Below are 13795 nucleotides of genomic sequence, written 5' to 3'. Positions count from 1 at the left end.
GGCGCCGCCGGGCAATCAGGACTTGAGTGGGAGCATCATTCCCGTGGTGCGGGGGGCCAGTCGCGCCAGGCCAGGCCGTTCGCGCTGCGCACCACCTCATCCACAAAGGCCAGCTTGTCGAGAACGGGGTCAGGCAGGACGAAGGGATAGACGTCGCCATGACCCAGACTGCGGCTCATGCTGTTGAGAAAGCGCGAGAGCGGCAGCCACGCAAACGTCAGGCGCTCCCGGAAGGGCTTGCTGAAGGACTCGCCCGGGTCGGCAGCGGCCGGGCCCTCGGCTGAGCCGTCCAGGTGAAGCCCCCAGTGGTCGGCGGTATCCAGGGCGTCGACCACATGCAGGTAATGGGCCCAGGTTTCGGCCCAGTCTTCCCAGGGGTGGGACGCGGCATAGGCGCTGATGAAATGCGCCGGCCAGTCGGGACGGGGGCCGTCCCTGTAGTGCGTCTCGAGCGCCTGGGCGTAGTCGGCGCGCTCATCGCCGAAAAGGGCGCGGTACGGCTCGAGCCAACCGCCCTGAGCCACCAGCGCATCCCAGTAGTAGTGGCCGATCTCGTGGCGGAAGTGCCCCAGCAGACTGCGGTAGGGCTCGCCCATCGCCGCCCGGCGTGCCTCGCGTTCGGCGTCGTCGGCCTCGGCAATGTTTACGGTGATGCAGCCGCTGTCGTGGCCGGTGAGCACCGGGTCGCCGCCTTCGACGGCTTCGAGAAACTGAAAGCGCAGGCCACGCTCCGGGTCCTCGGTGAGGCCCGGGCGATCCAGGCCCAGGGTATCGAGGGCGTAGTAGAGGCGCCGTTTGGCCGCCTCCAGGCGCGCCCAGTAAAGGCGGTTGTCGGGCTTCTCCAGGGTGGGGATCACCTCGGTCTGCCGGCAGCAGGAACACAGGTCCGCCGGGTCGTCGGCGGGCACCATCCAGTTGCAGACCTGCGGGCCGGTGTAGTTGGCGCAGGGCTTCCACTTGCCTGTGACGCGTTTCCCAAGCGCCTTCCAGGGGCCTTCCGGCGCGGCTTCGAAGGCGGCCATGGCCGCCTCGGAGGGCAGGTAGCCCAGCGCCACCCCGCAGGCGGCGCAGGCGGTGTTCTCGAAATAGACCGGCTGGTCACATTGGCTGCATCGGAATGTCTTCATGGGGAGTGAGCATCTCGGTGATCAGATGAGGGGACGCGCCCGCAACGGCAAGGCGTAATAGTCTGCGAGCCGCTGCAGCGCTTCGACCTTGAGGATGCGCAGACGATTGGCAGAAAGTTCGTGCAGCCCGTAGGCGCGCAGACGCCGCAGCGACTTGTTGGTATGCACCAGGGACAGGCCCAGGGCATCCGCGATGTGTTGCTGGTTCAGGGGAAAATTGACGCCGGATTCATCCCCCTCACCCACGCTGCGGGCGCGCTTGTAGAGATGGACCAGCAGCATGGCGATGCGCTCCATGGCGCTGCGCTGGCCAACGCCGAGCAGGTTCTCGTCGACGATCAGCTCCTCATGGGCGCTGAGCCAGGTGAGGTCGTAGGCGAGCCCCGGAAAGCCGCGGTAGAGATCCCACAGCTCGTCACGGGGGAAGACGCACAGGCGCACGGGGGTGAGCGCTTCGACACCGTGGGGCACCTGGCCGGAGAGCTCCGCCTGGAGCCCGATGAAGTCGCCGGGGAGCAGGAAATTGAGGATCTGCCGCCGGCCGTCGGGCAGGCTGCGGAACCGGAACGCCCAGCCCGACCTCAGGGTGAACAGCAGATTGGAGGACTCGCCCTCCCGCAGGATCGCCTCGCCCGGCCCCAGGGTGGATTCCCGCCGGCGGGATTTCTCGATGAAGGCCAGCTCCGCATCGCTGACCCGCGTGAAGCCCCCCTGCGCCCGCAGCGGGCACGCCGCACAAGACGTATCGCTCATGTCACCCCCCTGAAAATTGCGCCCGTGTCCATTTTCTGGACAAGGTTCTGTACAGATCAGAAACACCGCTCAACCACAATGTCTTATGACGTACCCAGGATTCGCCAGACGCGCTAGATTTCCTCCGGACTCACTGCGCCGAACGGAAATTCCATGGAAAACCTCTACCAGTACGCCTATCTCAGCTGCATCCGCCCTGAGGTCAGCCTCACCCGGGTGTACGAAATCGTTCAGGTTTCACGCAAGAACAACCGGAACGCGAACATCACCGGCATCCTGGTCTTCGACGGCTGGCGCTTTTTTCAATACATCGAAGGAGCCGACGACACCGTGCTCGATCTGGTACGGAAACTTCGTCAGGATGAGCGCCATCATCAGTTCACCGAGCTGCTCTCCACGCCGTTTGCCGGCCCCCGGCTGTTCCGCAACTGGTCGATGGGTTACTCGGTCACGGCGGATGAGTCGCTGCTCACTGCTTTCACGCGGCTCACGCCGGGTGAGGTGGTCTTGCGGATTCCCGATCTCGTCGATAGCGTCGATCTCGAACCCTGACCAGTTTCCTCCTTGGGCGCCGCCGCGTCCTGCCCTCTTTACGAGTCTGCCTGTCGTCATTTCAACCGGAGCGCGCGCCCGAGGCTGTCGGACTGACGCGAGAACACGCGTAGGACAGCGCCCACAGCCAGCGCGCCGCGCCAGACGAGTCCTACGTGGATGTCGGCGAGGCCCGATGGCGTGGCCGGCCAATCCGCCCATAATGGCTGGGTGATGCCAACGCCTCCGCGTTGGCCGCTTCAGCAGGGTCGAGCGCCATGCCCCCTACCCGCCCGCCAACCGCCTCCGAGACTGCGCCCGCGCGGCAGGCGTCGCGCCTCGCCACGCTACCCGCCGCCCTGTGGCCCGCCGCCAAGGTGTTCGTCGAGCGCGATGCGCCCCGGCACGGTGCGGCGCTGGCCTTCTATACGGTGTTCTCCCTCGCCCCGCTGCTGGTCGTCATCACGGCGGGGATTGCGGTACTACTGGGCACCGCCACCGCCCAGAACGCCATCGGGGAGTACATCCAGCGCATGCTCGGCCCGGAGGAGGCCCTGGTGATCGCCGCGATGACCCGCAATGCGCTCGAACGGCTCCAGGCCAGCGGCGCCGCCGCGTGGCTGGCGATGGGCAGCACCTTGCTGGGGGCGAGCGTCACCTTCCTCGAACTCAAGGCGGCGCTGGCGTCGATCTGGGACGTGCGGCCCGTCGCCCGCTCCGCCACGTCGGCCTTGATCATCGGGCGCCTGAACGGGCTCGCCCTGGCGCTCGGCGTGGGCTTCCTGCTGGGCGTGACCCTGCTCGCCGAGGCCGCGATGCACGCGGCGGTGGCGTGGCTGGGGAAAGACATGCCGGGGCTCGACATCGCCGCCGGGCTGGTGGACCTGACGCTGATGAATGCCTTCAGCGCCGCGTTGTTCGCGCTGCTCCTGGCGCGCCTCGCACCGGGGCGAACGCGCTGGCTCGATGCGCTGCCGGCGGCGCTGGTGGTCACGGTACTGTTTGCCATCGGGCGCTACCTGATCGCCGCCTATCTCACCCACGCGGGTGTCGCCTCGGCCTACGGCGCCGCGGGCTCGCTGGCGGCCGTGCTGGTGTGGTGCTACGCGTCGGCGCAGATCTTCCTCTACGGCGCGTGCGTGTTGTACGTGCAGACCCGGCGGGACGCCCCCGCCGCCCCACAGGAGCCCTCTCCATGAATTCTCTCAAGGTGGATGTCGCGATCATCGGCGCCGGCTCGGCCGGAATGAGCGCATACAAGGCTGCCCGCAAGCACACCGACCGCGTGGTGGTGATCGAGCAAGGCCCGTACGGCACGACCTGCGCCCGCGTCGGCTGCATGCCCAGCAAGCTGCTGATCGCGGCCGCCGATCACGCCAACGCCGTGGCCACCGGAGAGCCCTTCGGCGTCACCGTCGCCGGCCTGAAGATCGACGGCGCGGCAGTGATGGCGCGGGTGCGCCGCGAGCGGGATCGCTTTGTCGGCTTCGTGCTCGACACGGTCGATGGCTGGCCCGACGCCCACAAGCTTTCCGGGCGGGCCCGCTTCGAGGCGCCCGGCCGGCTGAGGGTGGCCGACACGTGCGTCGAAGCGGCGCGCGTCATCATCGCCACGGGCGCCACGCCCGCGGTGCCGGCCGGCTGGCGGGAGCGCCTGGGCGACCGACTGGTGGTGAACGACGACGTGTTCGAGTGGGACGCCCTGCCCGAATCGGTGGCGGTGGTCGGCACCGGCGTGGTCGGGCTGGAGCTGGCCCAGGCGCTGCACAGGCTCGGGGTGCGGGTGCGGCTGTTCGGGCGCAGCCAACGGGTCGGCCCGCTGACCGACCCGGCCCTGCAGGCCGCGGTTGCGGCGTGGATCAACGCAACCCTGCCCTACAGCGGCAATGTCGGCGAACCCGAGGTGGACCGCGACGGGGATGGCGTGGTCGTCACCTGGAAGGATGAGCGGGGCCACGAGTGCCGCGAACGCTTTGCCTTCGTGCTCGCCGCCGCCGGCCGCCGCCCTGCGCTTGCCGGGCTCGATCTCGACAAGGCGGGCATTCCGCTCGACGCGCGGGGCAGGCCGGTTTTTGATCCGGCCACCGGACAGATCGGCGACACACCGGTGTTCATCGCCGGCGACGCGGACGACGATCGTCCCGTCCTCCACGAAGCGGCCGACGAAGGGCGCATCGCCGGCGACAACGCGGGCCGCTACCCCGACGTGCGTCCGGCGGAACGCCGCACGCCCCTGACGATCGTGTTCACCGATCCCCAGATGGCCATCGCGGGCGCCAGCCACGCCGACCTCACCCGCCGCAGCGTGGCCTTCGCCCAGGGCGCGGCGTCCTTCGCCGACCAGGGTCGGGCCCGGACGATGGGCCGCAACCTGGGGGAGCTGCGGGTGTATGCCGGCAAGGCGGACGGCCGTCTGCTGGGGGCGGAACTGTTCGGGCCCGACGCCGAGCACCTCGCCCATCTGCTCGCCTGGGCCATCCAGCGCGGCGACACCGTGACGGACGCCCTCGCCGCGCCCTTCTACCATCCGGTGGTCGAAGAGGGGCTGCGCACCGCGCTGCAGAACCTCGCCAGGGCGCTGCGCGACGCGACCTGATTCAATCCATCGCCAGCACCGCCGCACCCTGCAGCGCGCCACGGCGGAGGGTGTCGAGCGCGAGGTTGGCATCCGCCAGCGCAAAGCGGGTCACCGCGGTGTGCACCGGCACGCGGGGGGCGAGGTCGAGGAAGTCGATGCCGTCCTGCCGGGTGAGGTTGGCCACCGAGCGGATCATCCGTTCGCCCCACAGGTCGGCGTAGGGAAAGGTCGGGATGTCGCTCATGTGGATGCCGGCGCACACCACCACGCCACCCTTCTCCAGATGGCCCAGCGCGGCCGGCACCAGCGGCCCGGCGGGGGCGAAGATCAGCGCCGAATCGAGGCGCTCCGGCGGCCGCTGGCTGGCGTCACCCACCCACGCGGCGCCCAGCTGACGGGCGAAATCCTGGCTTTCCCCATCGCCCGGGCGGGTGAAGGCGTAGAAGGGCCGCTGCTGGTGGCGCAGCACCTGGGCCACGATGTGGGCCGCCGCGCCAAAGCCGTAGATGCCGACCCGCTGCGCGTCCCCCGCCAGGCGCAGCGCCCGGTAGCCGATCAGCCCGGCGCACAGCAGCGGGGTGAGTTCCAGCGCCGAGGGCAGCGCCGCGCACTCCATCAGCGGAAAGCAGTAGCGGGCGTCGGCCACGGTGAATTCGGCGTAGCCGCCGTCGATCTGGTAGCCGGTGAAGCGGGCGTGGTCGCACAGGTTCTCGCGGCCGCTGGCGCAAAAGTGGCAGGTGCCGCAGGTCCAGCCCAGCCAGGGCACGCCGATGCGCTGGCCGGGGGCGAAGCCGCTCACCCCGTCGCCCAGCCCGGCCACCCGGCCGACGATCTGGTGGCCGGGGATGATGGGGAGCACCGGGTCGGGCAGCTCGCCATCGACCAGATGCAGGTCGGTGCGGCACACGCCGCAGGCCTCGACCTTCAGCAGCACCTGGCCGGGGCCGGGCCGCGGGACGGGGCGGGTCTCCGGCACGAGCGGTTCGCCCGGGCGGCGGAGGACCATCGCGCGCATGGTGGCGGGGAGGGTTTCAAAGGTGTCGGCGGTCATGACAGCGCTCCGGATTCGTTTCGGGCCCGCCAGCGGCGAGCCGCGCCAGCCCCCGCGCCGAACCGCGCACGCTGGCGAGGACTTGGGGAATGGCGAGCGGGTGGATCTTCATCGGACCGATCGCGAACGGGCCACTACCTACTTTACGGCCGGAAGCACCCCGCCAACCGGATCTGGATCAAGTTTGTGGCGGGCGATCGGCGATAATCCGCCCATGCCCACCCACGACATCCTCCCCGTTCCCGGCGGCGCGCCGATCCGGCTGTGGACCCACGGCGTCCCCGTCGAGGACGACGCCCGCCAGCAGCTGATGAACACTGCCCGGATGCCCTTCATCTTCCGCCACCTGGCGGTGATGCCGGACGTGCACCTGGGCAAGGGCTCGACCATCGGCAGCGTCATCCCCACCGTCGGGGCGATCATCCCGGCGGCGGTGGGCGTCGACATCGGCTGCGGCATGATGGCGGCGCGCACCTCGCTCACCGCGGCGGATCTGCCCGACAGCCTCCACGCCCTGCGCAGCGCCATCGAGGCCGCCGTGCCCCACGGCAAGACCTTCGGCCGCCGCGACACCGGCGCCTGGGACGAAGCCCCGCAGGCCGTCGACGCCGAATGGCGCCAGCTTGCCGGGCGTTTCGCGCAGATCACCGGCAAATACCCGAAGCTCGAACGCACCAACAACCGCCTGCACCTGGGCACCCTCGGCACCGGCAACCACTTCATCGAGGTGTGCCTCGACGAGGCCGGGCGGGTGTGGTTCATGCTGCATTCGGGCTCCCGCGGGGTGGGCTACGCCATCGGCAACCTGTTCATCGAACTGGCCCAGGACGACATGCGCCAGCACATCGCCAACCTGCCCGACCGCGATCTGGCCTACTTCAGCGAAGGCAGCCGGCATTTCGACGACTACGTCGAGGCCGTCGGCTGGGCCCAGGATTTCGCCCGCCACAACCGCGAGCTGATGATGCGCGCGGTTGTATCCGCCGCCCGGCGGATCATCCCCAAGCCCTTCGCCGCCGACGTGGAGGCGGTGAACTGCCACCACAACTATGTGCAGCGCGAGAACCACTTCGGGCGCGAGGTGCTCGTCACCCGCAAGGGCGCCGTCGCCGCCCACCGGGGCCAGCTGGGCATCATCCCCGGCTCGATGGGCGCGAAGAGTTTCATCGTCCGCGGCCTCGGCAACGAAGAGGCGTTCTGCTCCTGCAGCCACGGCGCCGGGCGCACCATGAGCCGCACCCAGGCCAAGAAGCGCTTCAGCGTGGCCGATCAGGTGCGCGCCACCGAAGGCGTCGAGTGCCGCAAGGACGCCGGCGTGATCGACGAGATTCCCATGGCCTACAAGGACATCGACGCGGTGATGGCCGCCCAGGCCGATCTGGTGGAGATCGTCCACACCCTGCGCCAGGTGGTCTGCGTGAAGGGCTGAGACCTTCGTCCCACGCCCGCGTCGTAAGACGATTCCCACATCGCATTCGGCCCGCGCCGACGGCCCCCCATAGCACGTCCGCCTAAAGTGGAAGCATGCAGCGAGGGCCATGCATCCCGGCCAGACTGCCCCACCGGATCAGCACAGGAGCAGGCCATGAAGCGCGTCAACATCGAGTTCCCTACCCGTCCCGTCCGTGCCGCCCGCCGCGGTGAAGCCCGCAGCGGCTGGAATGAATGGATCGAGGACGAGATCGACATGCGCAAACTGCGTTCCGGCCGCAAGCTCGACAAGGTTCGCCGGTCGATCGCCAACCAGGCGAACGAAGCCCCGCGCTGATCCGCCAACACCCCGGGAGACCGTCATGCTCCACTACGCCGTCGTGTTCTTCGTGATCGCCCTGATCGCCGCCGTGTTCGGTTTTGGCGGGATCGCCGCGGGTGCGGTCGAGATCGCCAGGATCCTGTTCTTTATCTTCATCGTGCTGGCCATCGCCAGCTTCATCATCAACGCCTTGCGCGGCCGAAGCTGACGCGGCGCCGCCCCGGACCCGGCTGGCGCGGGCGGCCCTGCCCCGCCAACCATGCCAGCGTCTGGCAAGTCTGGCAGACTCCCGCCTAGCCTTCGATGCCGCCCCCGCCCATGCCGCCGTCCGACCGTCTTCCCCTCCGCCAGCAGATCACCCGGCTGCTACCGCACAAGCTGTGGTCCTACCTCCTCGTCACCACCGGCTGTCTGGCGGTGATCAGCCTGCTCGCCTTCGGCCGGCTCCATTCGGAGTTTGGCATCGAGGCCATGCGCAGCACCCAGGATTACAAGGCCCGGCTCGACCGAATCGACGCCCTGCTCGTTGCGGTGCTCAATGCCGAAACGGGGGTGCGAGGCTATCTGGTGTCCGGGCGCAACCCGGTTTACCTCGATTCCTATGAGTTGAGCGAGAAGGAGGTCGGCCCGCTGCTGGAGAAGATGAGCCAGGATTTCCCTGAAGGCGGCCCCGATCGCGCCGAGTTCGAGATGCTCCGCGGCCTGGTGGCGCTCAAGCGCTCGCTGCTCAACGAGTCCATCCGGTTAGGCCAGCCTCCGCCGCTGATCTCCCAGGGCACGGGCGGACCGGGCAAGGCTTACATGGACCAGATCCGGACCTCGATCGACGCCCTCCGCGCACGCCTGGAAGAGCGCAACCATCAGGTCGTCGAAGAATCGGTGCGGCGCCTCAGCAGCATCCAGCGCACGGTCACCGCGCTGGCGGCGGGGGCGCTGGGCCTCATCATCGCGCTGTTTGCCGTGCAGCAGCGGCAGGCCGCGCTGCGGGCGAGGATCGCCGAACTGCTCAAACACGAGAACGACGTCCTCGAATCCACCGTCGTTCAGCGCACGCGAGAGCTGTCTGATCTGGCCAGCTACCTCACCGACAGCCGCGAAGCCGAGAAAGCCCGGCTGGCCCGGGAGATGCACGACGAGCTGGGCGCCCTGCTCACCGCCGCCAAGATGGACGCGAGCTGGCTGCTGCGCAGCCTGGGCGCCAACAGCAGCCCGGACATCCAGGCGCGCTTCCGCCGCCTGATCGACACCATCGGCTCCGGCATCACCATCAAGCGCCGCATCATCGACGACCTGCGCCCGCCGCTGCTGCAGGGGCTGGGTCTGGTGGAGGCGCTGCGCGCCGTGTCGGACGATCTGCGCCACGAGTATGAACTCAAGCTCAACCTGCCCGACAAGGACATCCACTGCCCGGAGCAGCAGGCCCTCGCCCTCTTCCGCATCGTTCAGGAAGCCATCACCAACATCCGCAAGTATGCCAACGCCCACCACCTGGAGCTGGGGCTGGAGGTGAAGGGCCGCGACATCCACCTGTGGATCGCCGACGATGGCGACGGTTTCGACGTCGCCAGCCCCACCCTCAACCGGCACGGGCTGGCCGGGATGAAGCACCGGGTACAGATGTTCGAAGGCAACTTCTCGCTGATCTCTGCCCCCGGCAAGGGCACCCGCATCGACGCCCGGATGCCCCTGCTGGATGGCCCTCCGCCACCCGAATCAGTCCACCATCAGCCCGTGGCGTAGGGCGTAGGCAGCCAGCTCGGCGTTACTGTTCACGTCGATCTTCTCGAGCAGCCGCGAACGATAGGTGCTCACGGTCTTCACGCTGAGGTTGAGCAATTCGGCGATGCTCGACACGGATTCGCCCTTGGCAAGCCGCAGGAAGACCTGCAGTTCGCGCTCGGACAGGCTCTCGTGGGGCAGCGAATTACCCGCACCGGCCAGATCGTCGGCCATCAGCTCGGCGGTCCGTGCCGACACGTATCGGCGGCCCTGGGCCACGGTGCGGATCGCCTTGATGAGCTCATCCCGCTCACAATCCTTGCACAGATAGCCGTTCGCGCCGTTGCGGATCATCGGCAGCGCGTAGCGCTCCTCGGGAAAACCGCTGAGCACCAGCACCTTGAGGGATTCATAGCGCTGGCGCACCGCGCGCAGCACGTCCACCCCGCTCTGGCCGGGCAGCGAAAGGTCGAGCAGCAGGACGTCGCAAGGGGTCTCGCGCAGCTTCTGCATCGCCTCCTCGCCACTGGCGGCCTCGAATTCGACGCGAATCCCGAGCTCGTCAGAGAGCATCTCCCGGAAACCCGCCCGCACGATTTTGTGATCGTCCACGATGGCCAGACGCAGCATGAGAGTTCTCCACGATTTAATGATCAAATTGTATCGGACACCCTCTGGGCCGGCCGTCTTCGCTGTCTGACATTGATGCAGGACTCGTCCTACATCCAACCCCGGAAACGTAGGACAACACCTACATCGCTATCGGCATTGAACGACTGGCTACCGGGTGGAAACGGGCAGATCATGGAAGCATCGTAGTCCTTCCGCCGACTAGGCACGTACTCGGGAGTCATCATGAACACGATCCGCCGCCTTCAGCGTCTCAGCCACAGCCCCGCCCTGCTGGGCCTGTTTGCCGGCGTGCTGGTTGCCGCCTTCGCCGCAGGCGCGATCACGGCCCAGACCCTGTCCTCGGCCAAGCGCCCGTCGATCGAACTCGTCTCGGCCACCACGGGCGACAAGGCGGCATCGGCCATCGACAGCCACGCCATCGGGCGCGACGTCTACTCCATCCGCGGCACACCCCTCGGACGCCTGACCGCCATCATCCGCGGCACCGACACCGGGAGCAGCTTTGCGCTGATCTCCACCTACGATCGGGACGCCAGCCTCGCCGGGGAGATTGCCATTCCCGTAGCCCAGCTCGACCTGCAGGGCGATCGCATCGTGCTCGGCGGCGGTGGCGGGCGCGACGATCCGGCACCGCAACGCTGGCTTCTCTGAGCGTTTCAGCCATGCGCGCGGCGCCCAGGCCCCGCGATCGGCCGTCGCTGCTCAAGCAGCGGCGATGGCGCAAGATGGCGTGCTCGGCGCACGCCTACGTACGCGGCAACACCGCGCGTTTTTATGACTGGCTGGAGGAAAGCAGCCAGGACGCGATCCCGGCCGGGCCGCCCGTCTGGATCTGCGGCGACTGCCATGTGGGCAACCTCGGCCCGGTGGTGGGTGCCGACGGGCGGATCCAGGTCATGATCCGTGATCTCGATCAGGCGGTGATCGACAACCCGGCCCATGACCTCATCCGCCTCGGCCTGTCCCTCGCCAGCGCCTGCCGCAGCGCCAACCTGCCGGGCGCCGTCAGCGTCAAGGTGGTCGATGCGCTGCTGGACGGCTATGCCCGCGCCTTCACCCGCCGCCCCCACCACAAGGACGCCCCCGGGACCATCAAGGCACTCCTCCGTGAGGCCATCGGGCGCAGCTGGAAGCAGCTGGTCCGCGAACACCTCACCCACACGCAATCGCACATTCCCCTCGGCAAGCGCTTCTGGCCCCTCTCGAAGGCCGAGCGCCGTGCGATCGCCGCTCTGCTGTCCCCCGATGCCCTCGGCCCGCTCGCCGTGGGCCTGGGCATCGCCCGCCCCGACGACGCGGTACGGATGGCCGACGCTGCCTACTGGGTGAAGGGTTGCAGCAGTCTGGGGCGGCCCCGCTACGCGGTGTTGCTTGAAATCGACGAGGCGGGTGGCCAGAACCGCCTGGCCATGCTCGACATCAAGGACGCACCGCCGGCCGCCGCGCCACGCACCACCTCCTCCGCCATGCCCCGGGATAACGCCGAGCGGGTCGTGGCGGCGGCGATGGCGCTCTCGCCCGCTCTCGGCGAGCGCATGGTCGCAGTGCGCCTGCTCGACCGCCCGATGGTGTTGCGCGAACTCGCGCCCCATGAGCTCAAGATCGAGCCCGACCACATGCCGCCGGCCGCCATCGACGAGATGGGGGCCTACTTCGGCCGCATCGTCGGCGATGCCCACGCCCGGCAGATGTCGGCTGCGCAGCGCAAGGCCTGGCACGGCATCCTGCGCGCCTCCCGCAGCACGCAGGTGGATGCGCCGTCATGGCTGTGGCAAGCCATCGTCGATGCCCTCGCCAGCCACGAGCGGGGCTATCTGCAGCACTGCCGCAGGCACATCGCCCTCATCGGGTGATGACCGTCAGCACGCGATCGGAGAGATCGCGGGTTGCCGCCACCCGGAAGGCCTGCCGTTCGCTGTCGTAATCCCGCTGCTCCAGCACGCGCCGGACCTCCCCGGCAAAGTGGTCGACCCGGATCACATTGACCGAATTCGGATGCCCGCCCCGGATGCGGTACGACGTGGCGGTGCCCGCCACCGCCATCCAGCAGGTGCCGGCCTCCGGGCCGTAGCGCACGGCCAGTGGTCGGCACAGGGGCACATGCACATGGCCCGACAACACCAGATCAGCGCCTGCGCGCGCCCACGCTCGCACGGCCTCGGATGCGCCGTGAACGATGTCACCCAGATCACCGGCGTCATGCACGTCGAGCGGATGGTGCACCACCACGATCCGCATGGGCGTCGGCCCCGCGCGGCGCAGCCGCTCCGCCACAGCCTCGATCTGCTCGGGCGACAGACTGCCGTGCTTGTGGCGCCAGGCGCGCACGCTGTTCACCCCGGTCATGAACACATCGGGCAGGCGGCGCGAATCCTCCAGCGCCGAACCAAGACACTGCCGGTAGCCCTGAAAGGGGTCGATCACCCGTTGAAGCACATTGAACAGCGGAATGTCGTGGTTACCCGGCACGACCAGCCGCGGCACAGGTGGCAGCCGCGCCACGAATGCGGCGGCGGCGGCGAACTCGGCCGGACGGGCGCGCTGGGTGACATCCCCCGACAGCACGATCAGATCGGGCTGGAGCTGCCATGCCAGGGCCAGCAGCGCCTCGACCACAGGCGGCTGCTCGGTGCCGAAATGGGTGTCGGATATCTGGAGGATGACGCTCATCCGCTCGCCTCGTCCTGCGGCGGATCGGGCGCCACCAGCCACAGGGGCTGCGATGCCACCTCGAACACCAGCGGAGTCCGCATCAGGCATTGCTCGCCGTCCATCGCAACCTTGACCTGACGCCCGCGCCACCACCCGCCCTGGGCCACCCGCAAGCGGCGAAAGACCAGCCGCTCGATCTCCTCGGCGTCGGCGAGGCGGCCGAGCGCCCCTTGCAGTGCCAGGCGGACCAGCCCAAGGCGGCCAACCGGACGCAGCACCAGACCGACCAACTGCCCCTCATCCACCTCGCCGGCTTCCGGCAGGCCGATGTCGCTCAGCTGGAGACGATTGTTGCCGACGAAGAGCGTCGAGGCGAGCAAGTGCTCGTCCACGTCGCCGGACTGGAGATGGAGGTGATGCAGACGATGCCTGCCCAGCAAGGTCAGCAGCGCGGCGCCCCAAGCGGCCGGGCGGCTACGGCCCCATTGCTGCTTGAAGGCCTCGCGGTCTTCCAGCAGCTGGGGATACAACCCGAGACTGGCATTGACCAGGAAGATCCGCTCATTCACCCGCCCCACCTGGATCGGCCTCAGGCGGCCGCCCAGCACGGCGTGGATGGCCGCCTCGGGTTCGGTCGGAAAGCCGTTGCTGCGGCCGAAGTAATTGAACGTCCCGCCGGGGATGACCGAGTAGGCGGCCCCCACCTCGAGGGCGGCCGCGGCCACCGTGTTGAGCGTACCGTCGCCCCCCACCGCCACCAGCAGGCCATTGCGGTCCCGGGCCTGCCCGGCCGCTTGGCGTGCAGTCTGCTCGAGTTCTTCGGCGTGGGTCACGAGCCGCACACTCACCTGATGCCCGCGGGCGCTCACCGTGTCGCGGATCAACGCGGCGATCGCGTCGCCCTCCTGCCGGCCGGAGGCGGCGTTGACCACCACCAACCACGGCGCGTCAGCATCAAGACGGGGCGCGTCGGCCAGCCCCATGACTCAAGCTCGCCC

Annotated in this window: 15 protein-coding genes; 9 read left to right on the top strand and 6 right to left on the bottom strand. The window is 68.8% G+C overall.

What is annotated here, in order from left to right; genetic code table 11:
* Window positions 1-35 precede the first annotated feature (35 nt).
* Both Q0672_RS11065 and Q0672_RS11060 read right to left on the bottom strand, forming a co-directional pair.
* Complete coding sequence (locus Q0672_RS11065; RefSeq protein WP_298622176.1) at window positions 36-1127, bottom strand: putative zinc-binding metallopeptidase; 1092 nt, start codon at window positions 1125-1127, stop codon at window positions 36-38.
* A 21-nt stretch (window positions 1128-1148) separates the two neighbouring features.
* Entirely contained in the window at window positions 1149-1880 is a 732-nt protein-coding gene (locus Q0672_RS11060) for a Crp/Fnr family transcriptional regulator (protein ID WP_298622174.1), read from the bottom strand.
* A gap of 153 nt (window positions 1881-2033) precedes the next feature.
* Between Q0672_RS11060 and Q0672_RS11055 the strand changes: the two genes are divergently transcribed.
* The 3 genes from Q0672_RS11055 to Q0672_RS11045 all read left to right on the top strand — a co-directional run bounded on the left by Q0672_RS11055 (window position 2034) and on the right by Q0672_RS11045 (window position 5007).
* Window positions 2034-2432, top strand: coding sequence for a BLUF domain-containing protein (locus tag Q0672_RS11055; RefSeq protein ID WP_298622172.1), 399 nt, complete (start codon window positions 2034-2036; stop codon window positions 2430-2432).
* A gap of 257 nt (window positions 2433-2689) precedes the next feature.
* Window positions 2690-3610 carry a YihY/virulence factor BrkB family protein gene (locus Q0672_RS11050; RefSeq protein ID WP_298622170.1) on the top strand — a complete coding sequence of 307 codons (921 nt, stop codon included), beginning with the start codon at window positions 2690-2692 and terminating at the stop codon, window positions 3608-3610.
* Window positions 3607-5007 (top strand): dihydrolipoyl dehydrogenase, encoded by a 1401-nt coding sequence (locus Q0672_RS11045; RefSeq protein ID WP_298622168.1) that lies wholly within the window; start codon window positions 3607-3609, stop codon window positions 5005-5007. The genes Q0672_RS11050 and Q0672_RS11045 overlap by 4 nt, the downstream gene beginning before the upstream one ends.
* A gap of 1 nt (window position 5008) precedes the next feature.
* Here Q0672_RS11045 and Q0672_RS11040 read toward each other — a convergent pair whose 3' ends face one another.
* Entirely contained in the window at window positions 5009-6040 is a 1032-nt protein-coding gene (locus tag Q0672_RS11040) for a zinc-dependent alcohol dehydrogenase family protein (protein ID WP_298622166.1), read from the bottom strand.
* A 214-nt stretch (window positions 6041-6254) separates the two neighbouring features.
* Between Q0672_RS11040 and Q0672_RS11035 the strand changes: the two genes are divergently transcribed.
* The 4 genes from Q0672_RS11035 to Q0672_RS11020 all read left to right on the top strand — a co-directional run bounded on the left by Q0672_RS11035 (window position 6255) and on the right by Q0672_RS11020 (window position 9533).
* Window positions 6255-7469, top strand: a complete 1215-nt coding sequence (locus tag Q0672_RS11035) for an RtcB family protein (protein WP_298622164.1) — start codon at window positions 6255-6257, stop codon at window positions 7467-7469.
* A gap of 156 nt (window positions 7470-7625) precedes the next feature.
* Complete coding sequence (locus tag Q0672_RS11030; protein ID WP_153163253.1) at window positions 7626-7808, top strand: hypothetical protein; 183 nt, start codon at window positions 7626-7628, stop codon at window positions 7806-7808.
* 25 nt (window positions 7809-7833) lie between these two features.
* Window positions 7834-8001: a DUF1328 domain-containing protein gene (locus Q0672_RS11025; protein ID WP_153163254.1), complete on the top strand. Its 168-nt coding sequence runs from the start codon at window positions 7834-7836 to the stop codon at window positions 7999-8001.
* Window positions 8002-8111: 110 nt separating this feature from the next.
* Window positions 8112-9533, top strand: coding sequence for a CHASE3 domain-containing protein (locus Q0672_RS11020; protein ID WP_298622161.1), 1422 nt, complete (start codon window positions 8112-8114; stop codon window positions 9531-9533).
* On the opposite strand, the gene Q0672_RS11015 is transcribed toward Q0672_RS11020, so the two are convergent.
* Window positions 9507-10142, bottom strand: a complete 636-nt coding sequence (locus Q0672_RS11015) for a response regulator transcription factor (RefSeq protein ID WP_153163256.1) — start codon at window positions 10140-10142, stop codon at window positions 9507-9509. The genes Q0672_RS11020 and Q0672_RS11015 overlap by 27 nt on opposite strands.
* Window positions 10143-10367: 225 nt before the next feature.
* Between Q0672_RS11015 and Q0672_RS11010 the strand changes: the two genes are divergently transcribed.
* Window positions 10368-10796 carry a hypothetical protein gene (locus Q0672_RS11010; RefSeq protein WP_298622158.1) on the top strand — a complete coding sequence of 143 codons (429 nt, stop codon included), beginning with the start codon at window positions 10368-10370 and terminating at the stop codon, window positions 10794-10796.
* 11 nt (window positions 10797-10807) lie between these two features.
* A complete protein-coding gene (locus Q0672_RS11005) occupies window positions 10808-11998 on the top strand; it encodes a DUF2252 family protein (protein ID WP_298622156.1) in 1191 nt (396 codons plus the stop codon).
* On the opposite strand, the gene Q0672_RS11000 is transcribed toward Q0672_RS11005, so the two are convergent.
* Window positions 11988-12815, bottom strand: a complete 828-nt coding sequence (locus Q0672_RS11000; protein WP_298622154.1) for a metallophosphoesterase — start codon at window positions 12813-12815, stop codon at window positions 11988-11990. The genes Q0672_RS11005 and Q0672_RS11000 overlap by 11 nt on opposite strands.
* The gene (locus Q0672_RS10995) at window positions 12812-13780 is read right to left on the bottom strand and encodes a diacylglycerol kinase family protein (RefSeq protein ID WP_298622152.1); all 969 of its coding nucleotides are present in this window, start codon (window positions 13778-13780) and stop codon (window positions 12812-12814) included. Before Q0672_RS10995 ends, Q0672_RS11000 begins: the two co-directional genes overlap by 4 nt.
* Window positions 13781-13795 lie beyond the last annotated feature (15 nt).

The organism is uncultured Zoogloea sp., from assembly GCF_937894855.1.
Taxonomy (GTDB): Bacteria; Pseudomonadota; Gammaproteobacteria; order Burkholderiales; family Rhodocyclaceae; genus Zoogloea; species Zoogloea oryzae.
This window is presented reverse-complemented; position numbering and strand designations above follow the sequence as displayed.

Bases quoted from the DNA above. Each gene is read 5' to 3' on its own strand.
- Q0672_RS11065 (WP_298622176.1), bottom strand. From the start codon at position 1,127: ATGAAGACATTCCGATGCAGCCAATGTGACCAGCCGGTCTATTTCGAG.
- Q0672_RS11060 (WP_298622174.1), bottom strand. From the start codon at position 1,880: ATGAGCGATACGTCTTGTGCGGCGTGCCCGCTGCGGGCGCAGGGGGGC.
- Q0672_RS11055 (WP_298622172.1), top strand. From the start codon at position 2,034: ATGGAAAACCTCTACCAGTACGCCTATCTCAGCTGCATCCGCCCTGAG.
- Q0672_RS11050 (WP_298622170.1), top strand. From the start codon at position 2,690: ATGCCCCCTACCCGCCCGCCAACCGCCTCCGAGACTGCGCCCGCGCGG.
- Q0672_RS11045 (WP_298622168.1), top strand. From the start codon at position 3,607: ATGAATTCTCTCAAGGTGGATGTCGCGATCATCGGCGCCGGCTCGGCC.
- Q0672_RS11040 (WP_298622166.1), bottom strand. From the start codon at position 6,040: ATGACCGCCGACACCTTTGAAACCCTCCCCGCCACCATGCGCGCGATG.
- Q0672_RS11035 (WP_298622164.1), top strand. From the start codon at position 6,255: ATGCCCACCCACGACATCCTCCCCGTTCCCGGCGGCGCGCCGATCCGG.
- Q0672_RS11030 (WP_153163253.1), top strand. From the start codon at position 7,626: ATGAAGCGCGTCAACATCGAGTTCCCTACCCGTCCCGTCCGTGCCGCC.
- Q0672_RS11025 (WP_153163254.1), top strand. From the start codon at position 7,834: ATGCTCCACTACGCCGTCGTGTTCTTCGTGATCGCCCTGATCGCCGCC.
- Q0672_RS11020 (WP_298622161.1), top strand. From the start codon at position 8,112: ATGCCGCCGTCCGACCGTCTTCCCCTCCGCCAGCAGATCACCCGGCTG.
- Q0672_RS11015 (WP_153163256.1), bottom strand. From the start codon at position 10,142: ATGCTGCGTCTGGCCATCGTGGACGATCACAAAATCGTGCGGGCGGGT.
- Q0672_RS11010 (WP_298622158.1), top strand. From the start codon at position 10,368: ATGAACACGATCCGCCGCCTTCAGCGTCTCAGCCACAGCCCCGCCCTG.
- Q0672_RS11005 (WP_298622156.1), top strand. From the start codon at position 10,808: ATGCGCGCGGCGCCCAGGCCCCGCGATCGGCCGTCGCTGCTCAAGCAG.
- Q0672_RS11000 (WP_298622154.1), bottom strand. From the start codon at position 12,815: ATGAGCGTCATCCTCCAGATATCCGACACCCATTTCGGCACCGAGCAG.
- Q0672_RS10995 (WP_298622152.1), bottom strand. From the start codon at position 13,780: ATGGGGCTGGCCGACGCGCCCCGTCTTGATGCTGACGCGCCGTGGTTG.